The organism is Pelomonas aquatica (assembly GCF_026712205.1).
Lineage (GTDB): Bacteria > Pseudomonadota > Gammaproteobacteria > Burkholderiales > Burkholderiaceae_C > Pelomonas > Pelomonas aquatica.
Window position 1 is genome coordinate 93,588 of sequence record NZ_JAPPUW010000005.1, and the last position, 23,711, is coordinate 117,298.

20 protein-coding genes are annotated in these 23,711 nt (G+C 66.3%); 19 read left to right on the forward strand and 1 reads right to left on the reverse strand.

The genetic code is table 11. The features are described 5' to 3' along the window. Positions 1 to 35: 35 nt before the first annotated feature. The 19 genes from NYP07_RS06730 to NYP07_RS06825 all read left to right on the forward strand — a co-directional run bounded on the left by NYP07_RS06730 (position 36) and on the right by NYP07_RS06825 (position 22,785). Positions 36 to 2,171: a beta strand repeat-containing protein gene (locus NYP07_RS06730; protein WP_268148726.1), complete on the forward strand. Its 2,136-nt coding sequence runs from the start codon at positions 36 to 38 to the stop codon at positions 2,169 to 2,171. After that, on the forward strand, positions 2,137 to 2,730 hold the full coding sequence (locus NYP07_RS06735) for a shikimate kinase (RefSeq protein WP_378990369.1): 594 nt from the start codon (positions 2,137 to 2,139) through the stop codon (positions 2,728 to 2,730). Before NYP07_RS06730 ends, NYP07_RS06735 begins: the two co-directional genes overlap by 35 nt. Before the next feature lie 61 nt (positions 2,731 to 2,791). After that, on the forward strand, positions 2,792 to 3,886 hold the full coding sequence (gene aroB, locus NYP07_RS06740) for a 3-dehydroquinate synthase (RefSeq protein WP_268148729.1): 1,095 nt from the start codon (positions 2,792 to 2,794) through the stop codon (positions 3,884 to 3,886). A 1-nt stretch (position 3,887) separates the two neighbouring features. Further along, positions 3,888 to 5,024: a deoxyguanosinetriphosphate triphosphohydrolase gene (locus NYP07_RS06745; protein WP_268148731.1), complete on the forward strand. Its 1,137-nt coding sequence runs from the start codon at positions 3,888 to 3,890 to the stop codon at positions 5,022 to 5,024. Positions 5,025 to 5,099: 75 nt separating this feature from the next. Then, positions 5,100 to 5,819 (forward strand): REP-associated tyrosine transposase, encoded by a 720-nt coding sequence (locus NYP07_RS06750; RefSeq protein WP_268148732.1) that lies wholly within the window; start codon positions 5,100 to 5,102, stop codon positions 5,817 to 5,819. A 129-nt stretch (positions 5,820 to 5,948) separates the two neighbouring features. Next, the gene (locus NYP07_RS06755) at positions 5,949 to 10,706 is read left to right on the forward strand and encodes a glutamate synthase-related protein (RefSeq protein ID WP_268148734.1); all 4,758 of its coding nucleotides are present in this window, start codon (positions 5,949 to 5,951) and stop codon (positions 10,704 to 10,706) included. An 11-nt stretch (positions 10,707 to 10,717) separates the two neighbouring features. Further along, positions 10,718 to 12,193 carry a glutamate synthase subunit beta gene (locus NYP07_RS06760; RefSeq protein WP_268148736.1) on the forward strand — a complete coding sequence of 492 codons (1,476 nt, stop codon included), beginning with the start codon at positions 10,718 to 10,720 and terminating at the stop codon, positions 12,191 to 12,193. A 190-nt stretch (positions 12,194 to 12,383) separates the two neighbouring features. Beyond that, positions 12,384 to 12,842, forward strand: a complete 459-nt coding sequence (locus tag NYP07_RS06770) for a type IV pilin protein (protein WP_276597005.1) — start codon at positions 12,384 to 12,386, stop codon at positions 12,840 to 12,842. Then, on the forward strand, positions 12,788 to 13,306 hold the full coding sequence (locus tag NYP07_RS06775; RefSeq protein WP_268148738.1) for a pilus assembly FimT family protein: 519 nt from the start codon (positions 12,788 to 12,790) through the stop codon (positions 13,304 to 13,306). The genes NYP07_RS06770 and NYP07_RS06775 overlap by 55 nt, the downstream gene beginning before the upstream one ends. 9 nt (positions 13,307 to 13,315) lie before the next feature. Further along, positions 13,316 to 13,795 carry a PilV family protein gene (locus tag NYP07_RS06780; protein WP_268148740.1) on the forward strand — a complete coding sequence of 160 codons (480 nt, stop codon included), beginning with the start codon at positions 13,316 to 13,318 and terminating at the stop codon, positions 13,793 to 13,795. Next, positions 13,725 to 15,023 carry a PilW family protein gene (locus tag NYP07_RS06785; RefSeq protein WP_268148742.1) on the forward strand — a complete coding sequence of 433 codons (1,299 nt, stop codon included), beginning with the start codon at positions 13,725 to 13,727 and terminating at the stop codon, positions 15,021 to 15,023. Before NYP07_RS06780 ends, NYP07_RS06785 begins: the two co-directional genes overlap by 71 nt. After that, positions 15,011 to 15,568, forward strand: coding sequence for a pilus assembly PilX family protein (locus NYP07_RS06790; RefSeq protein WP_268148744.1), 558 nt, complete (start codon positions 15,011 to 15,013; stop codon positions 15,566 to 15,568). Before NYP07_RS06785 ends, NYP07_RS06790 begins: the two co-directional genes overlap by 13 nt. Further along, complete coding sequence (locus NYP07_RS06795; RefSeq protein ID WP_268148746.1) at positions 15,565 to 18,717, forward strand: pilus assembly protein; 3,153 nt, start codon at positions 15,565 to 15,567, stop codon at positions 18,715 to 18,717. Before NYP07_RS06790 ends, NYP07_RS06795 begins: the two co-directional genes overlap by 4 nt. Before the next feature lie 141 nt (positions 18,718 to 18,858). Next, positions 18,859 to 19,668, forward strand: coding sequence for an ABC transporter ATP-binding protein (locus NYP07_RS06800; RefSeq protein ID WP_378990364.1), 810 nt, complete (start codon positions 18,859 to 18,861; stop codon positions 19,666 to 19,668). Continuing rightward, complete coding sequence (gene mlaE / locus NYP07_RS06805) at positions 19,665 to 20,444, forward strand: lipid asymmetry maintenance ABC transporter permease subunit MlaE (protein WP_268148748.1); 780 nt, start codon at positions 19,665 to 19,667, stop codon at positions 20,442 to 20,444. The genes NYP07_RS06800 and mlaE overlap by 4 nt, the downstream gene beginning before the upstream one ends. Before the next feature lie 19 nt (positions 20,445 to 20,463). Then, a complete protein-coding gene (mlaD, locus tag NYP07_RS06810; protein WP_268148750.1) occupies positions 20,464 to 20,955 on the forward strand; it encodes an outer membrane lipid asymmetry maintenance protein MlaD in 492 nt (163 codons plus the stop codon). Continuing rightward, complete coding sequence (locus NYP07_RS06815) at positions 20,952 to 21,782, forward strand: MlaA family lipoprotein (RefSeq protein WP_268148752.1); 831 nt, start codon at positions 20,952 to 20,954, stop codon at positions 21,780 to 21,782. Before mlaD ends, NYP07_RS06815 begins: the two co-directional genes overlap by 4 nt. Positions 21,783 to 21,838: 56 nt before the next feature. Continuing rightward, positions 21,839 to 22,480: an MlaC/ttg2D family ABC transporter substrate-binding protein gene (locus tag NYP07_RS06820; RefSeq protein ID WP_268148754.1), complete on the forward strand. Its 642-nt coding sequence runs from the start codon at positions 21,839 to 21,841 to the stop codon at positions 22,478 to 22,480. Positions 22,481 to 22,482: 2 nt separating this feature from the next. Beyond that, entirely contained in the window at positions 22,483 to 22,785 is a 303-nt protein-coding gene (locus NYP07_RS06825; RefSeq protein WP_268148756.1) for an STAS domain-containing protein, read from the forward strand. A gap of 3 nt (positions 22,786 to 22,788) precedes the next feature. On the opposite strand, the gene NYP07_RS06830 is transcribed toward NYP07_RS06825, so the two are convergent. After that, complete coding sequence (locus tag NYP07_RS06830; protein WP_268149019.1) at positions 22,789 to 23,649, reverse strand: MurR/RpiR family transcriptional regulator; 861 nt, start codon at positions 23,647 to 23,649, stop codon at positions 22,789 to 22,791. Positions 23,650 to 23,711: the final 62 nt, after the last annotated feature.

Sequence of the window (23,711 nt, forward strand, 5' to 3'; positions counted from 1 at the left end):
GTGCCGACGCCCTGGGTTGGCGACGCATGGGAGCGATGGAAATGACGAAGTTTGATGTTTGGAGCTGGCGTACGGTGCGCGTGCTGCTGAGCGGTGCGTTGACGGTCGCGCTGGCGGCCTGTGGCGGCGGCGGCGGCGGGGCAGGTACCCCGGTCGTCGGGCCGGGCAGTGGCGCATCCAGCCCCTCGACGGCCGCCAGCGCTGTTGCAGCCGACCTCGTCGTCGTGTTGAACAAGACCACGATGACCAATTCGGGCACCGACTCGATCACGGCTACCGTGACGTCGATCGACGCCAACCGCGCGGCGATCGGCAGCGTCCCGGTCAGTTTCAGTGTCAACGCGAATGCGGTGGTGACGCCCAGCGGAACCGCCACCGATGCCAAGACCGGCGCGTTGACGGCGACCATCACCCAGGGGTCCGACAGTACGGTGCGGCCCGTGAATCTCACGGTGACGTCGGGATCGGTTTCGCGCGTGGTGACTTTCAACGTCGTCCAGAACTCGTCTCCGACGAACCCGCAAGCCAACGACCTGAACCTCTCGTTGAGTGCCACCAGCATCCTCAACGCGGGCAGCAACGCGGTCGTGGCCACAGCGACCGCGGTGGATGCCAGTCGGAACGCGCTCTCGGGGATCCCTGTGCAGTTGGCCGTGTCGGACAGCAGCGCATCGATCATCGTGCCGTCCAACCAGACCAATGCTAGTGGTCAGGTGACGGGCACCGTCAACATTGGCCAGGACCGTACGAACCGGACCATCACGGTGACCGCGACGAGCGGTACGCTCGTTCGCACCGCGGCCTTCGAGGTGACGGGTACCAAATTCAGTCAGGCGAGCCCTGTGCCTGCCGTGGTGAACGCGGGCGGCGCGGGCACGGTGCAGTACACGGTGGCCGATAACAACGGGAACGCGCTCGCCGGCGTATCCATCGCAGTGTCGGGCAGCGGTATCACTGCGCAGTCGGGTACAACCGATTTGAACGGCAACTACACATTCAATTACACGGCGCCCAATACACCGGGTGCGACCCTGACCATCAACGCGCTGGCGGGAGGCGTGCCTTCTTCTGTGTCGGTCACCATCCCCGGCGGCACGACGACGGTACCGACTGCGACGACGCCGGTCTCCACGACGTTGAACTTGTCCGCCAACGTCATCGCGGTCAACACCGATCGAACCAACAACCAGATTGCCGTCAGCGCGTTCTTCCGGGACGGCAGCAATGCTCCCATCTCGAACGTGCGTGTGCTTTTCGGCGTGACGGGCGACAACCAGACCGGCACCATCGGTTCCGGTACGAACGCAGTGTTGTCGGACGCCTCGGGTTCTGCGTCGACCAACTACAAGTCGGGCGGGGTCAGCAGCCCTACCAACGGTGTCACCATCCTTGCTTGCTGGAAGACGACCGATTTCGCATCCACGGACACTGTCGCCAATTGCACGACGGCGGGAGGGCAGTTGCTGAAGACGACGCTGACCATCGTCTCCAATCCGGTTTCTATCTCCATTGGCACCGACAACACCATCGCGTTGGGTGCTTCGACGTTGACCTATGTGAAGAAGTACGTGGTGCTCGTCGTGGATTCCGCCGGTAATCCGAAAGCCGGCGTCCAGGTCACGCCATCCGTTGACCTTGGTGGCTATGGCAAGGGGTACTGGAAGTACAATCTCGTCACCCAGGTCTGGGAGCGGTCGCCGGGCTACGGCTCGATGGGTTTGCTGACGGCCACCTGCCCCAACGAAGACCTGAATCGAAATGGCGTCATCGACTCGGGCGAAGACGTCAATGGCAATCAGCAGCTTGATCCTCGCAAATCCGATGTGTCGGTCACCTTGGTCGGCTCCACGACAACCGATGCGAATGGCGTTGCCGTGCTTCAGCTCGAGTACCCGCAGAACGTCGCGAGCTGGGTCAAGTACAAGATCACGGTGACGGCCGCGGGCGTACTGAGCCCACCTGCCTACTTCCCGCTGGGACAGCCGGTGAGCCTGCCGTCGCAGTCTCTTGGGGCGCTGCTGGGTAGCGGTACGCCGTCGCCGGTCGAGAACTATCTTTACACCTACGACTGGTTGCCGGTCCGTGCTTCCGATCTGGGTTCGGCAACCGTTGCTCCTGCATTTGCACTTAGTCCGTATGGTGTCGCCGCAGATTGCACGAGCACCAAGTAATGTGATTGCCCTCGTCGGCATGCCCGGCGGTGGCAAGTCCACCGTCGGCAAACAATTGGCACGCCAGATCGGCGTGCCTTTTGTCGATTCGGACCACGAGATCGAGCAGCGTATCGGCGGCAGCATCCGGCAGTTCTTCGACCAGCACGGCGAGGAGGCCTTCCGCGACATCGAGTCCGAGGTCATCGAGGCGTTGCTGAAGCGCCCCGGCGACTGCGTGCTGGCCACCGGCGGCGGCGCCGTGTTGAGGGAGCGCAACCGAGAGTTGCTGCATGCCGGCTCGATCGTGCTCTATCTGCGCACGACGCCCGAGGATCTGTTCCGCAGGTTGCGTCACGACACGACCCGGCCGCTGCTGCAGGTGCGTGACCCGTTGGCGCGGTTGCGAGAGCTGTACCACCAGCGCGACCCGCTGTACCGCCGCTGTGCCCACTACGTGCTCGAGAGCGCGAGGCCGTCGGTCCATGCGCTGGTCAACATGGCCCTGATGCAACTGGAATTGGCGGGCCTGCTGGACCCTTCGCGGGTCGCGGCCACCGTCGGCGCCGAGCCGCTCTGAGGCGGCTGCGCCGATGGCGGCTTGACGGCAGACGAAGGGGGCGGCTCTTACACTTGACCGCATGGCCGCCACTGACACCGTACGCATCCTCCTCCCCGGCAACCGCGACTACGAGATCCGCATCGGCTCCGGCCTGATGGATGAGCGATCGAGCTGGCAAGGTCTGCCCAAGGCGGGCGCTGCCGTCGTCGTCAGCAACGAAACCGTTGCGCCGCTGTTTGCCGAGCGTCTGCGGAGCCAACTGCTTTCGGTCTATCCGCGTGTGGACCTGGTCGTGCTGCCCGATGGCGAGCAGCACAAGGACTGGGCCAGCCTGAACCGGATCTGCGACCACTTGCTGGGCGAGGCGATGGACCGCCGTACCGTGCTGTTCGCGCTCGGTGGCGGCGTCATCGGCGACATGACGGGGTTCGCAGCGGCCATCTATATGCGCGGCGTGCCTTTCGTTCAGGTACCGACGACGCTGCTGGCCCAGGTCGATTCCTCAGTCGGCGGCAAGACGGCGATCAACCACCCGCTGGGCAAGAACATGCTCGGCGCCTTCTATCAGCCGGAACGCGTCATTGCCGACCTCGACACGCTGGACAGCCTGCCGGACCGCGAGTTGCGAGCCGGCCTGGCCGAGGTCATCAAGTACGGGCCGATTGCCGACGCCGGTTTTCTTTGCTGGATCGAGGACAACCTCGACGCTCTGCTGGCGCGCGACAAGGCCGTGCTGGGCTATGCCGTGCGGCGCAGTTGCGAGATCAAGGCGGAAGTCGTCGGCCAGGACGAGCGCGAGCAGGGCCTGCGGGCGATCCTGAATTTCGGCCACACCATTGGCCACGCCATCGAGGCCGGCCTGGGCTATGGCGCCTGGCTGCACGGAGAGGCCGTGGCCTGCGGCATGGTGCTGGCGGCTGACCTGTCCCAGCGACTGGGGCTGATGCCGGCCGGTTTTGTGGCACGGTTGCGTGCGCTGATCGAACGTGCCGACCTGCCGGTGCAGCCACCCAAGCTGGGCGCCGAGCGCTATCTGCAGCTGATGCGCGTCGACAAGAAGGCGGAGGCGGGCGAGATCCGTTTCGTGCTCATCGAGGAACTCGGGCGCGCAGGCTTGCATGCGGTGCCCGACGCCCTCATTGCCGAGACGCTGGCCGCGCACGGGGCGGCCTGACATGGCCGGCACGCGCCTGGCATGTGCGGCCGACCCGGCACGCAGCCGCGGGCGGCGCCTGTCCGAGCCGGCGGCGCCCACGCGCAGCGAGTTCCAGCGCGACCGCGACCGCATCATCCACAGCACGGCCTTCCGTCGGCTGGTCTACAAGACCCAGGTCTTCCTGAACCACGAAGGCGACCTGTTCCGGACCCGGCTGACGCACTCGCTGGAGGTCGCGCAACTGGGCCGCTCCATCGCACGCAGCTTGGGGCTGGACGAAGACCTCGTCGAAGCCGTGGCGCTGGCTCACGACCTGGGCCACACGCCATTCGGCCACGCGGGCCAGGACGTGCTGGACGACTGCATGCGCGGGCACGGCGGCTTCGAACATAACCTGCAGTCCCTGCGCGTCGTGGATAGCCTGGAACAGCGTTACCCAGACTTCGATGGCCTCAACCTCTGCTTCGAGACGCGCGAGGGCATCCTCAAGCATTGCTCGAAGCGGCATGCCGAGCTGATCGAAGCGGGCGAACCGGGCGGCATCGCGGCGCGCTTCCTGTACGGTGGACAGCCCAGCCTGGAGGCGCAGCTCTGCAATCTTGCCGACGAGGTGGCCTACAACGCGCACGACGTGGACGATGGCGTGCGCTCGGGGCTCATCGAGCTGGAGCAACTGCTGGAGGTGGAGCTGGTGCGCGAACACTGGCGCTCGGCACTGGTGGATCACCCAACGTTGGGCGGCAAGCGCCTGCTGTTCGAGACCATCCGCCGCATGCTGTCGGCCCAGGTCTACGACATCATCGACGCCACGCGCGCGGCGTTGGCCGAGGCCTCGCCCGCCGACGCCGATGCGGTGCGCCGTTGCGAAAAGCCGCTGGTGCACTTCAGCGCGGCCATGCGCACGGCGAGTGCGGCCTTGAAGCGATTCCTGTTTGCCAACCTCTATCGCCATCCCCAGGTCCAGGCCACACGGGCGCGAGCCGAGGAAGTGCTGCGCGATCTGTTTGCCGCCTACTCGGCCGATGCGACGCAGCTGCCGGCGGACTTCGCCGACCGCCCGGACCGCGAACGCGCCTGCGCCGACTACATCGCCGGCATGACCGACCGGTTCGCCATCCGCGAGCATCGCCGGCTGACGGGCAAGAGCTTGTTCTGAGTTTTTTAAAAATGGGGTCGGAGTCGATTATGCTGACGACTCCGTTTCGGGCGCCTCGCCCGCAAGGATCCCGCCATGGCCCGCCTTCCCCGCCTGATCCTGCCGGGTCAGCCGCATCATGTCATCCTCCGCGGCAACAACCGCCAGGCCATCTTCTTCAGCGACCTTGACCGCCAGCAATTGCTGGCGGTGCTGGCCGAGGCCGCGGCCCAGTATCGCGTCGCCATCCACGCCTATGTGCTGATGGACAACCATCTGCACCTGCTGCTGACGCCGGCCGCCGCAGACGATCTCAGCCGCATGATGCAGTCGCTCGGCCGGCGCTACGTCGGCTGGTTCAACGCCCGCCATCGGCGCAGCGGCACGCTCTGGGAGGGGCGTTTCAGGGCAGGGTTGATCGAGGGCGAGCGCCATCTGCTGGCCTGCATGCGCTACATCGAATTGAATCCGGTGCGCGCCGGGCTGTGCGTGGAGCCCGCGCAATGGCCTTGGTCGAGCGCTGCGCATCACCTCGGCCTGGCCCGCAGCGGGCTGATCACCGAGCACGAGATGTATTGGTCCCTGGGCAATACCCCCTTCGAGCGCGAGCATGCCTATCGGGAGTTCATCGGACAAGGGGTGCCCGAGTCGGAAAGAGCCAGCTTTACCGATGCTGCCTTGCGCGGGCGTCCGATCGCCAGCGAAGCGTTCCTGAAGCCGCTGACCGCGGGCCATAAGGCCGTCGTCGTCAGACGGCCCCGCGGGCGGCCGCGCAAGGTTGAGGCGGTCCAATCCGTCCCATCGGCCAAGCCTTGATTATGGCCCCATTTAAAAACTCATGAATAAGTGATTGAAATAAAATTGTCTCTGACCCCATTTTATTAACGTTGCCGCATTTGTTGCGCTGCAGTACGCTCGCGCCCTGTTGTGTTCCAGGAGGGCGCCATGAGCCACGCCGTGCAGATTCAGTCCGAGATCCAAGACCTGGCCGAGCATGGGCTCTACCGGCCAAGCCAAGAGAAGGACGCCTGCGGCCTGGGCTTCGTGGCCCATATCAAGGGTCACAAGGCGCACCACATCGTGCAGCAGGGCCTGAAGATTCTCGAGAACCTGGATCACCGCGGCGCCGTCGGTGCCGACAAACTGATGGGCGACGGTGCCGGCATCCTGATCCAGATCCCGGATGAGTATTACCGCGAGGAGATGGCCAAGCAGGGCATCAGCCTGCCGCCGCCCGGCGAATACGGGGTCGGCATGATCTTCCTGCCCAAGGAAGCCGCCTCCCGCCTGGCCTGCGAGCAGGAGCTGGCCCGCGCGATCAAGGCCGAAGGCCAGGTGCTGATCGGCTGGCGCGACGTGCCGGTGGACCGCGACATGCCGATGTCGCCCACGGTGCGCGAGAAGGAGCCGGTGATCCGCCAGATCTTCATCGGCCGCGGCCCGGACATCATCGTGCCCGACGCGCTGGAGCGGAAGCTCTACGTCATCCGCAAGACGGCCTCCAGCGCCATCCAGGCCTTGAAGCTCACGCACAGCCGCGAATACTACGTGCCTAGCATGAGCTGCCGCACGGTCATCTACAAGGGCCTGCTGCTGGCCGACCAGGTCGGCAAGTACTACCTGGACCTGGCCGACCCGCGCGTCACCTCGGCCATTGCGCTGGTGCACCAGCGCTTCTCCACCAACACCTTCCCCGAGTGGCCGCTGGCCCACCCCTACCGCATGGTCTGCCACAACGGCGAGATCAACACGGTCAAGGGCAACTTCAACTGGATGCGCGCCCGCGAAGGCGTCATGAAGTCGCCCGTGCTGGGCGACGACCTGAAGAAGCTCTACCCGATCAGCTTCGAGCACCAGTCCGACACGGCCACCTTCGACAACGCCATCGAGCTGCTGACGATGGCCGGCTATCCGCTGGCGCACGCCGCCATGATGATGATCCCGGAGGCCTGGGAGCAGCACGAAGGCATGGACGAGCGCCGCCGCGCCTTCTACGAATACCACGCCGCGATGATGGAGCCCTGGGACGGCCCCGCCGCCATGGCCTTCACGGACGGCCGCCAGGTCTGCGCCGCGCTCGACCGCAACGGCCTGCGCCCGGCCCGCTACTGCATCACCGACGACGACCTCGTCGTCATGGCCTCCGAGTCGGGCGTGCTGCCGATTCCCGAAGCCAGGATCGTCAAGAAGTGGCGCCTGCAGCCCGGCAAGATGTTCCTGATCGACCTGGAGCAGGGGCGCATCGTCGACGACGAGGAACTGAAGAACCAGTTCGCCAACGCGCGCCCCTACCGCCAGTGGATCGAGAACGTCCGCGTCAAGCTGGACGACATCGCCGTGCCTGAGGCCGGCCGCCCCGGCTTCGCGACCACGCTGCTGGACCGCCAGCAGGCCTTCGGCACGACGCAGGAGGACATCAAGTTCCTGCTGGCGCCGATGGCCGCCAACGGCGAAGAAGGCATCGGCTCCATGGGCAACGACTCGCCGCTGGCGGTGCTGTCGAGCAAGAACAAGCCGCTCTACAACTACTTCAAGCAGCTCTTCGCCCAGGTCACGAACCCGCCGATCGACCCGATCCGCGAAAACATCGTGATGTCGCTGAACAGCTTCATCGGCCCCAAGCCGAACCTGCTGGACATCAACGCGATCAACCCGCCGATGCGCCTCGAGGTCAGCCAGCCCATCCTGGACTTCGACGACATGGCCCGGCTGCGCGGCATCGAGGCGCCCACCCACGGCAAGTTCAAGCCCAGCGAGCTGGACATCACCTATCCGCGCGACTGGGGCCGCGCCGGTGTCGAGGCCCAGCTGGCCTCGCTGTGCGCCTCGGCCGTCGACGCCATCAAGACCGGCCACAACATCCTCATCATCACGGACCGCCACCTCAGCGCCGACCGCATCGCCATCCCGGCGCTGCTGGCCCTGTCCGCCGTCCACCACCACCTGGTGCGCGAGGGCCTGCGTACGACGGCCGGTCTGGTCGTCGAGACCGGCACGGCCCGCGAGGTGCATCACTTCGCCGTGCTGGCCGGTTATGGCGCCGAGGCCGTCCACCCCTATCTGGCGCTGGAAACGCTGGAGGCGATGAGCGACGAGCTGCCGGCCAAGCTGAGCGCCGAGCAGGCCCGCTACAACTACATCAAGGCCGTGGGCAAGGGTCTCTCGAAGATCATGTCCAAGATGGGCATCTCGACCTATATGTCCTACTGCGGCGCGCAGATTTTCGAGGCCATCGGCCTGAAGGCGGACTTCGTCGAGAAGTATTTCCGCGGCACGGCCACCCAGGTCGGCGGCATCGGCGTGTTCGAGGTGGCGGAAGAAGCCATCCGCATGCACGAGGCCGCCTTCGGCGACGACCCGCTGCTGGAGAGCATGTTGGACGCCGGCGGCGAATACGCCTGGCGCAGCCGCGGCGAAGAGCATATGTGGACGCCGGACGCCATCGCCAAGCTGCAGCACGCGTCGCGCAGTGGCAAGTTCGAGACCTACAAGGACTACGCGCAGATCATCAACGACCAGAGCAAGCGCCACATGACGCTGCGCGGCCTGTTCGAGTTCAAGTTCGACCCGTCCAAGGCCGTGCCGCTGGACGAGGTCGAATCGGCGGCCGAAATCGTGAAGCGCTTCGCCACCGGTGCGATGTCGCTGGGCTCCATCTCCACCGAGGCCCACGCGACGCTGGCCGTGGCCATGAACCGCATCGGCGGAAAGAGCAACACGGGTGAGGGCGGCGAAGACCCGGCCCGCTACCGCAACGAGCTCAAGGGCATCAAGATCGTTGGCGGCAGCAAGGTCGGCGACGTGCTCGGCCACAAGATCATGGAGGCGGACTACGAGTTGAAGGACGGCGACAGCCTGCGTTCCAAGATCAAGCAGGTGGCCTCGGGCCGCTTCGGTGTGACGACCGAATACCTGGTCAGCGCCGACCAGATCCAGATCAAGATGGCCCAGGGCGCCAAGCCCGGCGAAGGCGGCCAGCTGCCGGGCGGCAAGGTGTCCGAGTACATCGGCTTCCTGCGCCACTCGGTGCCGGGCGTCGGCCTCATCAGCCCGCCGCCCCACCACGACATCTATTCCATCGAGGACCTCGCCCAGCTCATTCACGACCTGAAGAACGTCAACCCCAAGGCGGACGTGTCGGTCAAGCTGGTGTCCGAAGTCGGCGTGGGCACGGTGGCCACCGGCGTGGCCAAGTGCAAGGCCGACCACATCGTCATCGCCGGCCACGACGGCGGCACGGGCGCCTCGCCCTGGTCGTCCATCAAGCACTGCGGTACGCCCTGGGAGCTGGGCCTGTCCGAAGCCCAGCAGACCCTGGTGCTGAACCGACTGCGCGGCCGCGTGCGCGTGCAGGCCGACGGCCAGATGAAGACCGGCCGCGACGTCGTCATCGGCGCGCTGCTGGGCGCTGACGAGTTCGGCTTCGCCACCGCGCCGCTGGTGGCCGAGGGCTGCATCATGATGCGCAAGTGCCACCTGAACACCTGCCCGGTGGGCGTGGCCACGCAGGACCCGGTGCTGCGCAAGAAGTTCACCGGCCGCCCCGAGCACGTCGTCAACTACTTCTTCTTCGTCGCGGAAGAAGCGCGCCAGATCATGGCCCAGCTCGGCGTGCGCAAGTTCGACGAACTGATCGGTCGCTCTGACTGGCTGGACACCAAGAAGGCCATCAGCCACTGGAAGGCCAAGGGCCTGGACTTCGCCCGCATCTTCCACCGCCCCAATGTGCCGGCCGACGTGTCCCGCATCCACAGCGACGTGCAGGACCATGGCCTGGAGCGCGCGCTCGATGTGAAGCTCATCGAGAAGTGCCTGCCCGCCTTCGAGAAGGGCGAGAAGGTGCAGTTCATGCAGGAAGTGACGAACGTGCGCCGCTCGGTCGGTGCGCGCCTGTCCGGCGAACTGATCCGCCAGCGGCCCGAGGGCCTGCCTGACCACACCATCTTCATCCAGATGGAAGGCACGGGCGGCCAGAGCTTCGGTGCCTTCCTGGCCCAGGGCATCAGCTTCTACCTGATCGGTGACGCCAACGACTACACCGGCAAGGGCCTGTCCGGCGGCCGCGTCGTCGTGCGCCCCAGCATCGACTTCCGCGGCGACGCCACGAAGAACATCATCGTCGGCAACACCGCGCTGTACGGCGCGACGCGCGGCGAGGCCTTCTTCCGCGGCGTGGCCGGCGAGCGCTTCGCGGTGCGCCTATCGGGTGCGACGGCCGTCGTCGAGGGTACGGGCGACCATGGCTGCGAGTACATGACCGGCGGCACCGTCGCCGTGCTGGGCAAGACCGGCCGCAACTTCGCGGCCGGCATGAGCGGCGGCATCGCCTACGTCTACGACGAGGACGGCCACTTCGCCAAGCGCTGCAACACCAGCATGGTCTCGCTGGAGAAGCTGCTGCCCGCGCACGAGCAGGAGGCCACGGTCGACAAGGCCATCTGGCACAAGACCAAGGCCGTCGACGGCGTGGATCGCGAGCCGCAGACCGACGAAGCCATCCTGAAGAAGCTGCTGGAAGACCACCACCGCTGGACCGGCAGTCAGCGCGCCCGCGACATCCTCGACCACTGGGCCGAGTCGCGCGCCAAGTTCGTCAAGGTCTTCCCGAACGAATACCGCCGCGCGCTGGGCGAGCTCAACGCCGCCAAGGAAGCCGCCACCACCATCGCTCAGGCCAAGTCGCCTGAAGCCGCGAAAGTCTGAGGAGAGCCAACGTGGGAAAAGTCACCGGCTTCATGGAGTACGAGCGTCTGGAAGAGGGCTACGAGCCCGTCGGCGCTCGCGTCAAGAACTACAAGGAATTCGTCATCGGCCTGAACGTCGACCAGGCCAAGCAGCAGGGCGCCCGCTGCATGGACTGCGGCACGCCGTTCTGCAACAACGGCTGCCCGGTCAACAACGTCATTCCGGACTTCAACGACCTCGTCTACAAGGGCCGGCCGGAAGACTGGAAGCACGCTATTCACGTGCTGCACAGCACCAACAACTTCCCCGAGTTCACCGGCCGCATCTGCCCCGCCCCCTGCGAGGCGGCCTGCACGCTGAACGTCAATGACGACGCGGTGGGCATCAAGTCCATCGAGCACGCCATCATCGACCGCGCCTGGGCCGAGGGCTGGGTCGCGGCCCAGCCGGCCAAGGTCAAGACGGGCAAGACGGTGGCCGTCGTCGGCTCCGGCCCCGCCGGCCTGGCGGCAGCGCAACAGCTGGCACGCGCCGGCCACAGCGTCACCGTCTTCGAAAAGAACGACCGCGTTGGCGGCCTGCTGCGCTACGGCATCCCGGACTTCAAGATGGAGAAGTCCCACATCGACCGCCGCGTCGAGCAGATGAAGGCCGAGGGCGTCGAGTTCCGCACCGGCGTCATGGTCGCTGCGCTGCCCGAGGGCAGCAAGGTCACGAACTGGGCCAAGGAAACCATCAGCGCCGACGAGCTGAAGAGCCAGTTCGACGCCATCGTGCTGACCGGTGGTGCCGAGCAGTCGCGCGACCTGCCCGTGCCCGGCCGCGACCTCGCCGGCGTGCACTTCGCGATGGAGTTCCTGCCGCAGCAGAACAAGGTCAACGCGGGCGACAAGCTCAAGGGCCAGATCACGGCCGCCGGCAAGCACGTCATCGTCATCGGCGGCGGCGATACCGGCAGCGACTGCGTCGGCACCAGCAACCGCCACGGCGCCAAGAGCGTGACCCAGTTCGAGCTGCTGCCCCAGCCGCCCGAAGTGGAGGACCGCCCGCTGACCTGGCCCTACTGGCCGATCAAGCTGCGCACCTCGTCCAGCCACGAAGAGGGCTGCGAGCGCGAGTTCGCCATCGCCACCAAGGAATTCATCGGCGAGAAGGGCAAGCTCACCGGCGTCAAGACCGTGCGCCTGCAATGGCAGGGCGGCAAGATGACCGAAGTCGAAGGTAGCGAGCAGGTCCTGAAGGCCGACATCGCTTTCCTGGCCATGGGCTTCGTGTCGCCGGTCGCGACCGTTCTTGAAGCCTTCGGCGTCGACAAGGATGCCCGCGGCAACGGCAAGGCCGCAACCGAAGGCGCCCATGCCTACAAGACCAATGTCGACAAGGTCTTCGCCGCCGGCGACATGCGCCGCGGCCAGAGCCTCGTGGTCTGGGCCATCCGCGAGGGCCGCCAGGCCGCGCGGGCGGTGGATGAGTACCTGATGGGGGTGAGTCGCTTGCCGCGCTAATCAGGCGGCGCCTCGCGAGAACCGCCGTCGATTTGGCGGCGGTTTTGTTTCATCGCCTTACATCGGGCGGCCTTCCGTCCGCCGCGGTCCGCCGCTGATCGACGTGGTGCGCCGATTTGGGCAATTTGTCGCGGCGATGCTGACGGATCGTGCGCAAAATGTGCGCAAGGCATCCCAAAGGGGCAGGCGAATGAGACAAATCACCCGGCGTTCCCAGGGTCGGCAGCACCATGGTTTCACGTTGATCGAGGTCATGGTGGCCGCGGTCATCGTGGCCATCATCGCTGCCGTGGCCATCCCCCAATACAGCCAGTACGTGGTGCGCGGGCGCATGGTGGAGGCCCAGGGGCAGTTGGCTGGGTTGGGGACCAGCCTGCAGCAGTACTACCAGGACAATCGCAGTTATGTGGGTGCCTGCGGCAACGGCCTGGCGGCGGCGCCAGCCAACACGACCTATTTCACCTACACCTGCCCCACGCTCGCGGCGGCCAGTTTCCTGGTGCAGGCCTCGGGCAACTCCGGCACCAGCGTGGCCGGCCTGGTCTACACGCTGGACCAGAACGGCAGTCGGGCCACTCCCAACGTGCCTTCCGGATGGGTGAGCAGCACCACCTGCTGGATACGCAACCAGTCGGGGAGCTGCAATTGAAGCAGCCGCGCGGCTTCACCCTCATCGAGCTGGCGGTCACGATTGCGGTCGTGGCCTTGCTGGCGGCGGTGGTGTTGCCATATCTGGGCGGCACGATCTCGAATTCGCGTTCCCGTACCGTCGTTGCCAAGTTCACGCAGGACTTCGCTTGGCTGCGCAACACGGCCGGTACCGGTACGCATACGGTCACGCTGACGCTGAACGCGGACTGCAGCTGGGCCGGCACGGTGGACGGCAATGCCGACAGCGCACGGTCCTATTCGACGGCGCAGGTGCAGCAGGCATCGCCGGGCATGGGATGCACCGGGCAGAGCGGCACGGCGCTGCCGGTCACCCTCACGTTCAACAGCCAAGGCTTCGTGGCACCGTCGGCCAACTTCACGTTCAGCGCCTCGACCGGCCAGCAGTGGCCCATGCAGGTGCTGGGCTCGGGCACGCTGGCAATCACGACCGGCAGCAGCTGAGGGTGCGGCATGAAGACCTTGGCATCGCAACGTGGCTTTTCGCTGATCAACATCATGGTGACCGTGCTGGTCTTTGCGCTGGGCCTGCTGGCCCTCAGCGCGGTCTACAGCCGGCTGGTGGGGGCGCAGACGCAGAGCCAGAACCTGATGCGGATGGCGCCCTGGGGCAACAGCTTCTGGGGTGTCGTGCAGGCCAATCCGGCCGTCCTGACGACGATGGCCAACACCTACACCTCGGCCAATGTGAGCGCGGCGCCGGCGCCGCTGCAGAACTGGCTGACGCAGATCCTCGTCACGGCCCCCCTCGCGCTGCCCAATGGCAGCGTCACCATCCAGACCGGGCCGGATGCCGCCAGCGGCAGTAGCTGCTCCACCACAACCGGTTGCTCCGTCACGTTGACCATCAGCTGGGCCCAGAATGCCGACCCCAACACTTCAGGCGCAGCGATCACGCGCAGCCAGGTTTTCTACTACCAGTTCGGCCTCTGAACGAGGCTTCACGCTGGTTGAGCTGATGGTCTCGGTGGCCATCGGCTTGGTGCTGGTCGTGGCGGTGCTTTACCTGCAGCTGAAGCTGACCTCGCAGAACGTCCGCACCACGGACACCGCCGTGCGCGACAACGAGGCGCGTGCGGCCATGGACGTGATCACGCGCGACCTCAGCGGTGGCGGCTTCCTGCACGGCGGCAGCAACAGCAGCTGCTACACGGTGCTGCACTACAACACCGCGCTGCCGGCGCCGAACTACTTCGCGAGCTTTCCGGTGTCCTCGGTTGCCGGCGGCACGGGCGTGGCGCTGCCTTTCGTCGCCACACCCGGCATCACGTTGAACTACCCGGTCGCGGGCAGCACCAACCGGTCCGACGTGCTGGTCGTGCGGGGCACAGCCGATGCGACGCAGTTTTCCGCCGTGCTCAACCCAGTCGCCCCCGCGATGGACAACACCGCGTTCCTGCCGACCGCCACGACGCAGATGCCGTTCTCGCCCAGCCCGCTGCCGCCCTTCAACGCGAACGATGTCGGCTTGGTGCAAGTCTCCGTGGGCACACCGCCCAATGCTCAGTTGGCATGTCTGCGCATTCCGATCACGACAGCGCCCGTCGTCGCCAACGGCAGCGCCTTCATCACCAGCACTGGGGCCCTGATGCCGGTGGCCGGCTACAGCGGCTTTGCCACCCAGTACGCCGGCATCGGCCTGAGCGGCGGGATCAGCGACACCCTGCTGCGCTCGTCCAAGGTGATTGACCTGGGCGCGGCGGCGACCACCAACCAATTCGTCTACGCCTATTTCGTCGACAACAGCTACCGCTGGCCCACGCTGGTGCGGGCCAAGATCAATGCACTGACCGACCTGGAAGTGCCGAACACCCGGCAGGAGATCGCAGCCGGCGTGGTGTCGTTCCAGGTCCTCTTCGGCGTGGGCTCGGCGACTGCCGGCGTGACGGCCTACCAGACCTGGCCGCAGGTGCTGGCGGCAGGCAACGCGGGCAATGTGCTGACCGTGCGCGTGCTGATCCTGCAGCGCTCGCTGTATCCGGACAAGGATTTCAACAACGCCAGGTCCCTCTACTCGACCGGCATCATTCCGCTGCCGACCCAGTTCAACCAGGCCGGTTATACGAACTACACCATCCCGTCCCAGGAACTCACGAACCGCTTCCTGGCTCAGGAGACCGAGATGACCGTCAGGAGCGCGAGTCCGCTATGGCCCAAGTGAGTCGGCGCCGCCAGCGCGGCGATACCCTGATCCTGACCCTGTGCATCCTGGTGGTGCTGCTGCTGGGCTTCGTCTATGTGTCCCGGAACATCCTGTACGACACGGTGATGGCCGGCAACAACCTCACCCGTCAGAAGAACGTGCAGGTTGCCGACGTCGCGATGCGCAACCTGGAGCAGATGATCTTCAACGTCTATGGCGACCAGCAACTGGAACAGTCGGGTGTCGGCCAGCCCTGGTACCGCGTGGTGCCTGCCAATACCAGCATCCCCGATGGCTACTGGGCCAGCTGCCTGGGGGCCGTCGCGGCCAGCCGTTGCGGTTCGGTGCCGGTGACGGTCAATGGCAGCGCGCTGCCCTACACGGCGCTGGCGGTGGTGCAGACCACCGGCCGCCAGCCCGATCCCTACGCCTGCCCCAACCAGGGCTTCGCCGCGTATTACTACGACGTCTACATCCACACGGTGGAGGCTTCGGGCGTGACCTCTGCGACAACCGAGACGGTGTACAAGCTATGCGTATTCGATCAGAACTCCAATCATTGAGCCTGCGCTGCCGCAGCGGCATCGCGCTGTCGTGTGCGGCGGGGTTGTCGGCATTGCCGCTATCGGTGGCCTGGGCCGCTGCCCCCACCAACGCCCCGCAGGTGCTGCTGGCGATCACGAACTCGCAGTCCATGGACGGCACCACCTCCGGCGCCATCATGATCGGCAGCGGCAATCAGGCGGCCGGCAACATCAGCCTCTACAACTCCAGTTCGCCGCAGAACTACGTCATCCCGGCAGGCTTCACGCCGCCACTGAATGCCGGGTCGGGCGGTTCGGCGCCCTATACGGTGGTCTGCGGTGTCTACCTGTGCGACAACGGCCCCAGCCGCATGAACCTGGCCAAGGCCGCGATCCAGCTAGCGCTGAACAACTACGGCAACTACCTGAACTTCGGGCTCTACACCTACAGCGCCACCGGTGCTGCGGCCTACACGACCTGGGTTTACTTGATGAGCCCCAACGGGGGCTTCACGTTCACGAATACCGCATCGTCCAGCACGGTGGCCAACCCGTGCTACCAGTACAGCACGGCCAGTGCGACCGTGAAGACCAATTGCACCGCCATTGCCGGGCACTACAACCCGGTGAATATTGGTAACTACCAATACATGAACATCGCGATATCAAGCGATGCGCCAACGGTCAATGATGTGTACTACGAAAATAACGCCGCCCGGGCGGCGCTATTCCTGGACTTCGGTGGGACCAATCCAGCCACGCCTTTCCCGCCCAACAAGACCTTGGCCAACTACAACTCCGGTTCGATCACGGTGACGTATGGCTCGGTGCTGCCCAATCCCGGTGGCATCACGTCTACCGGGCCGACGAATGCCGGCTATGTGCCCTATTCGGCCGAGGTGCTGTACTCGCAGCGTGGCTTCGGCTACTACGCTGGCAACTACAGTTCGACAACTGGCGCGGTCGCGGTGCCGATGAACAGCGCGGTCACAAGCTTCAATGCGGCCTTGGCTCCCGAAACCAACAATTCGGCATCCTCGGAAGTGAAGGCAGTGACCGTGCAGTCGCCCATGGCCGGGCTGCTGAATGGTGCCAACAGCTATCTGACCGGGTTCAGCCCGAAGTCATGCACTCAGGCCGTCGTGCTGCTGACCGACGGCCTGCCCACGCGAGACCTGGCCGCCAAGAACTGGCCGCCCTTGGGCAGCATCTCGGCCTCGCCTTCTCCCAATGGCTACGGCGTCTCCGCGACCTTCAACATTGACGGCAGCTTGGCAAGCACGAACGACCAGGCGCTGACCGACGCCATCAACGCGCTCAACGCACTCCGCAACAACGGCATCAAGACCTACATCATCGGGCTGGGTGCCGGCGTCAACAACGCGGCCAATCCGGTGGCGGCGCAGACGCTGACGGCGATGGCCATCGCCGGCGGCACCACCAACTTCTATCCGGCCGCCGACGCAACCAGCCTGAACAACGCCTTCCTGTCGATCGTCGACCTGATCTACAAGCAGTCCTCGGTGGCGGCACCGATCGCGCCCATCACGGTGAAGAGCGGCACGGCCTTTGAGTACAGCCTGACCAGTGACCCCTACCCGCGCGCCGGCTATGCCAAGGCCTACTCGGTGGACGTGAACGGCATCCCGGCGACTACCTCCTCCTGGGACGGCGCGGCGCTGATGACCGCGGCCGGCCGCACCACCGCGCTGCTGTCGACCACCACCAGCAACACCATCACCACGCTGGGCAATATCGACACGGCCGCCTTCAGCCGGAGCGGCACCAATACCTGCGTGCCCGATGTCGCCACCATCGTCGCCTACACGATCAACCCGTCGTACACGAACCCGAGCCTTCCGAGCTGCAGCTATCTGGGCGACAGAAAGTCCAACTGGTTCCTGGGCTCCTACAGCACGCAGAACGTCGGCAAGTTCGTCGGTCCGGTCGGTAGTGCCGTGCTGTCGACCGCCCCGGGCTATGGCGCCTATGCGGCCAGTGCCACGTCCCGACCGCCGCTGCTGATGTTCGCGAACAATGACGGCTTCCTGTATGCGCTGAATGCGAGCAGCGGCGCGCTGCTGTGGGGGTGGACGCCGCGCGAGGTGCTACCTCAACTGCAGAACTATTCCACCTTCCAGACGCTGGGCCAGGCGGACGGCAACTTCAGCGTGGTCGATGCGGTCGACGGCGGCGGCAACTGGGGCTCCTATGTGGTGGGCAGCGCGCTCTCCGGCGCCGTCCACTACAGCCTTAAGCTCAACAGCAACGGCGTGCCGGTCAGCCAAGTCTACGACATCAATGTGAGTTCCGGCAGTTCGCCCGGCGACAAGGCCGGCGCCACCGGCGCCGTGCCGTTGCACCAGGCGCCGCAGTTCGTCTACATCAACGGCAAGACCTATGCGGTGTTCATCGTCAACAGCGGGGCGATCAGCACGCTGTACGAGGTCAACGTGGCCAATGCGTCCGACCAGAGCAGCTGGCAGCTGCCCTTCGTGCTCAGCAGCGCGGTCTATGTGGACTCGGCGTACAACAGGCTGTGGGCCGGCAGCGCCGCAGGCGACATCTGGAAGGGCACGCTGACCGGCAATGCGAAGAACGATGCGCTCGCCATGTCCAAGGCCGCGTCCACGATCAACCCGGCCAACAACTCGTCCGCGGTGACGCCCATCCTGTACGTGGGCTATACCGAGGTGAAGGGCCTGCCGTACATCTTTGCGGCCAACTCGGCCCAGATCACCGTGTATGGCCTCAGCCAGACCGGCTATGTGCCGATGTGGGCCACCACCACGAGCAGCGGCTATGTCTATAACGGCAGCACGTTCGTGGCCAACGCCACGCTGCCCACGCTGACCTCTGGCGGCTCCATGTCGGACGCGCCGCGCGTGGATGGCACCACGATGATCCTGCCGCTGTTCGTGCCCCCCACCGGTTGCGGCACCGGCACCGGCTACTACGACTTCCTCAACCTGCTCAACGGCCAGTTCCCGACGACGCGCATGGTCTACAACAGCAGTGTCGTGACCGCCAACATCGTCGTGGGGCCAGGTCCGGCATTCACGCCCAGCGTGACGGTCACCCAGCAAGGTGTTGCGCTGAACCCCGGCTCCGCAGGCAACCTGACCCCGCAGAGCCCCATGGTGTCGCCTGTCCGGCCGATATCGCCGATCAGCTGGAAGCAACACTGATTCCTCACGGCGGCGTTCGGTGCACCGCAGGCGGCGGGGCGGGGGAACTCGCCGGCTGGCTTTACAAGGCCTTGCCGCGAGGGTCCGCGGGGTGATCGGTGTTTCCCCTATCATGGCGCCCTTTATCCTCGCCCTCGCCTGGTGGACCCTGCCTCTCAAACACTGATCGAACTGCGCAACGTCAGCTGCGGCTACGGCGATCGCGTGATCCTGGATGGCGTCAACCTGAAGCTCGAACGGGGCAAGGTGCTGGCGCTGATCGGCACCTCGGGCGGCGGCAAGACCACCATCCTGCGCCTGCTGGGCCGCCAGTTGCGCCCGCTGTCGGGCCAGGTACTGTTCGACGGCCAGGACCTGGCGCCGCTGGATCTGAACGGCCTCTATGCCGTGCGCCGGCGCATGGGCATGCTGTTCCAGTTCGGCGCGCTGTTCACCGACCTCAGCGTGTTCGAGAACGTCGCCTTCCCGCTGCGCGAGCACACCGACCTACCCGAAGCGATGATCCGCGACCTCGTGCTGATGAAGCTCAATGCGGTCGGCCTGCGCGGCGCGCGCGACCTGTTGCCCAGCGAAGTCTCCGGCGGCATGGCGCGACGCGTGGCGCTGGCGCGCGCGATCGCGCTGGATCCGGACTTGGTCCTCTATGACGAGCCCTTCGCCGGCCTGGACCCGATCTCGCTCGGCGTAGCCGCGCGGCTGATCCGCGATCTGAACGACGCGCTCGGGCTGACCAGCGTCATCGTGTCGCACGACCTGCACGAGACCTTCGGCATCGCCGACCAGGTGGCCATGATCGCCAACGGCCGCGTCGTCGCCCAGGGCACGCCGGACGAACTGCGTCACAGCGACGACCCGCTGGTGCACCAGTTCGTCGGCGCCGAGCCCGACGGGCCGGTGCGCTTCCACCAGCCGGCCCGGTCCGTGGCCGAGGATTTTGGAGTGTCGGCATGATCGCGTTCGCTGCCCGCATCGGTGCCGGACTGCGGCTGACGCTGGTCGACGTCGGCGCGTCGGCACGGCTCTTCTTCACGCTGCTGGCCCGCTCGCCCAAGGCGCTGACGCGCTTCGTCCTCGTGCGCGAGCAGGTTTTCTATCTGGGCAATCGCTCGCTGTCCATCATCGGCGTGTCCGGGCTCTTCGTCGGCTTCGTGCTGGCGTTGCAGGGCTATTACACGCTGCAGCGCTATGGCTCGGCCGAGGCGGTCGGCATGCTGGTCGCGCTCAGCCTGGTGCGCGAACTGGGGCCGGTCGTCACGGCGCTGCTGTTCGCGGGCCGGGCCGGCACCTCGCTGACGGCCGAGATCGGTCTGATGAAGGCCGGCGAGCAACTGACGGCCATGGAGATGATGGCGGTGGACCCCGTGCAGCGGGTGCTGGCGCCGCGTTTCTGGGGCGGCGTCATCGCGATGCCCTTGCTTGCCGCGGTCTTCTCGGCCGTCGGCATCATCGGCGGCTGGCTGGTGGCGGTGGCCCTGATCGGCATCGACGCCGGCGCCTTCTGGTCGCAGATGCAGGGCGGCGTGGATGTGTTCGCGGACGTCGGCAACGGCGTCATCAAGAGCCTGGTGTTCGGCGTGACGGTCACCTTCGTCGCGCTGCTGCAGGGCTATGCCTGCAAGCCCACGCCCGAGGGCGTGTCGGCGGCCACCACGCGCACCGTCGTGCTGTCGTCCCTCGCCGTGCTGGCGCTGGACTTCATGCTGACCGCAACGATGTTTTCGATTTGAATGGAGTCAGGGAGTACACATGCAAGCCTCTCGACATGACGCCTGGGTGGGTTTCTTCGTGCTGCTGGGCGGCGCGGCGCTGCTCTTCCTCGCGCTGAAGGCCGGGAATCTGCTCAGCCTCAATTTCGACGCCACCTACCAGGTGTCGGCGCGCTTCGACAACATCGGCGGCTTGAAGCCGAACGCGGCGGTCAAGAGCGCCGGCGTCGTCGTCGGCCGCGTGGAGTCGATCAGCTTCGACGACAAGACCTTCCAGGCCAAGGTCGTCATCAACCTGCAGAAGGCCACGCAGTTCCCCAAGGACAGCTCGGCCAAGATCCTGACCTCGGGCCTGCTCGGCGAGCAGTACATCGGCCTGGAGCCGGGCGCGGACGAGAAGAACCTGGGCGGCGGCGACGTCATCAAGCAGACGCAGAGCGCCGTCGTGCTGGAGAACCTGATCGGCCAGTTCATCAACAGCAAGGCCGCCGACATGGGCAGCGCCGCCCCCGCCTCGGGGAGCAAGCCGTGAGCCGGCTGACGCGCTGGCTCGCGCTGCTGGCGCTCGTGCTGGGTCTGGCCGGCTGCCAGACGATGCAGCATGTCGGCGACAAACTGCAAGGCGCGGTCGACAGGGTCATGGGCTCCAAGGGCCAGAAGCTGGACCCCTGGGAGTCGTGGAACCGCAAGGTCTTCGCCTTCAACGAGAGCCTGGACGAGCATGTCCTCAAGCCCGTCGCGACGGCCTACTCCGAGATCCTGCCTTCGCCCATCCGCACAGGCATCGGCAACTTCTTCGGCAATATCGGCGACGCTTGGTCGGCCGTGAACCTGATGCTGCAGGGGCGCTTCAAGGCGGGCCTGGACCAGGGCATGCGCGTGGCCGTGAACTCGACCTTCGGCCTGGCCGGCCTGCTCGACGTCGCAACCGAGGCCGGCTTGGAGAAGAACAGCCAGGACTTCGGCAAGACGCTGGGTAAATGGGGCATGGGCACCGGCGCCTACATCGTCTGGCCGGTGTTCGGCCCGTCCTCGGTGCGCGACTCCATCGGTCTGCCCTTCGACTGGAAGGCGTCGCCGGCCGTCGTCTTCGACGATGGCAAGAAAAAGGCGGGTGTCCTGGTGCTGAGTGCGATCAACACGCGCGCCAACTTCCTGCGCGCCAGCGAGATGCTGGAAGGCATTGCGCTGGACAAGTACACCTTCTACCGCGACGCCTATCTGCAGCGCCGCGGCAGCTTCGACGACGACGACGCGGTCGAAGTGCTGGTGCCGGGCAGCGGGACGCACGCGCCGGAGCCGGCGGCCTCCGAACCGGCCGCCCTGCCCGCCGATCCTGCCTCCGCGGCGGCGCGGTGAACCGAAACCCGGGCTGGCGCGTTGAGCGACGGCCCCTGTTCTGAGAAAGCGACATCATGACCCTGCCGACCTCCCTGCGCCGCCTGCTGGCCCTGACCACCCTGGGCCTGGGCCTCGTGCACGCGGCTCACGCGGCCGACGCCAGCGCGCCCGACCTGCTGATCCGCCAGCTCTCGCTGGAGACCATCGAGGCCGTCAAGGCCGACAAGGACATCCAGGCCGGCAACATCGCCAAGATCATCGCCCTGGTCGACACCAAGGTGATGCCCCACGTCAACTTCCAGCGCATGACGGCATCGGCCGTCGGCCGCTTCTGGCGCCAGGCCACGCCCGAGCAGCAAACCAGGCTGCAGGCGGAGTTCAAGACCCTGCTGATGCGCACCTATGCCGGCGCGCTGACCCAGGTGAAGGACCAGACCATCGGCCTGAAGCCGCTGCGTGCCCAGCCGACCGACGCCGAGGTCGTCGTGCGCACCGAGATCCGCGGCAAGGGCGATGCCATCCAGCTCGACTACCGCCTCGAGAAGGCCGGCGACGTCTGGAGGATCTACGACGTGAACGTGCTCGGCATCTGGCTGGCCGACCAGTACCGCAACAGCTTTGCTCAGGAGATCGGCGCCAACGGCATCGACGGCCTGATCAAGAGCCTGGCCGACAAGAATGCCAAGGCCGCCGCTGCGCCGGCCGCCAAGGGCTGATCTTGAGCACGCTGAAGCTGCCCACGCGGCTGCGCATGGACGGCGCCCGCGCCGAGTGGGCGCAGATGTCGCCGGCCCTGCGCGCCGAGGCCGCCCAGGTGCTGGCGGCGGCGGGCCGTGAGGTGCGCCTGTCGGCTGCCGCATTGACCGACTTCGACTCGTCGGCCCTGAGCCTGCTGCTGTCGGCCGCGCGCCAATGCAGCGAGCAGGGCGTGAAGCTCAAGCTTGACGACGTGCCGGACAAGCTGCGCGAGCTGGCCCGCGTCTACGGCGTGGCCGAGCTGTTCTGGTCCGCCGCCGCCTGAGCCTCAGCCGGCGTAGCGCTTCGCCCGCAGGTTCTTCTTGATCTCCTGCAGCATGGGCCGCAACTGCTGGCCCAGCTTCAGCGCGACGCCCGTCGTCAGGATGTCCACCGCCATCAGGTGCAGCAGCCGCGACACCATGGGGCTGTAGCGGTCGAAGTCCTCGGGGTGGTCCACCGCCAGCAGGATCTGGCTGGGGCCCAGGGCCAGCTGCGCCAGCGGCGACGCGCTGGCCGTGATGATGATGATGGTCGCGCCCTTCTTGCGGGCGATGTCGGCCGCGTCCAGCAGGTCGCGGCTGCGGCCCGAGTTGCTGATGATGACGGCGCAGTCGCCCGGCTGCAGCATCGTCGCGCTCATCAGCTGCACATGGCCGTCGCTGGTGGCGACGGTGTTCACGCCGAGGCGGAAGAACTTGTGCTGGGCGTCCTGGGCCACGATGCCTGAATTGCCGACGCCGTAGAACTCGATGCGCTTGCCGTGGCGGGCCGAGTCGGCCAGCGCATCGATGGCGCGCTCGAAGGCGTGGCCCGCCGCATCGTTGCGGTAGTGCAGCAGCGCGGCGACCGCGTTGTCGACCACCTTGACGATGATGTCCTGCGGCTTGTCGTCCTCGTCCACCGCGCGGTGCACGAAGGGCACGCCCTCGTTCACGCTGCCGGCCAGCTTGAGCTTGAAGTCGGCCAGGCCGTCGTAGCCGACGCTGCGGCAGAAGCGCACGACGGTCGGCTTGCTGACGTGGGAGCGGTCGGCCAGTTCGCTGACCGGCAGGCTGGCGAAGCTGCGCGCGTCGGCCAGCAGCAGCTTGGCGACGCGCTGCTCGGCCGGCGGCAGTGCCGGCAGCGCGGCCTTGACGCGTTCGAGGATGCTCATGTCAGCTCCCCGTCCAACGAGTACGTTGGCCGGCCCTCCGAGAGGGCGTGGCCTTG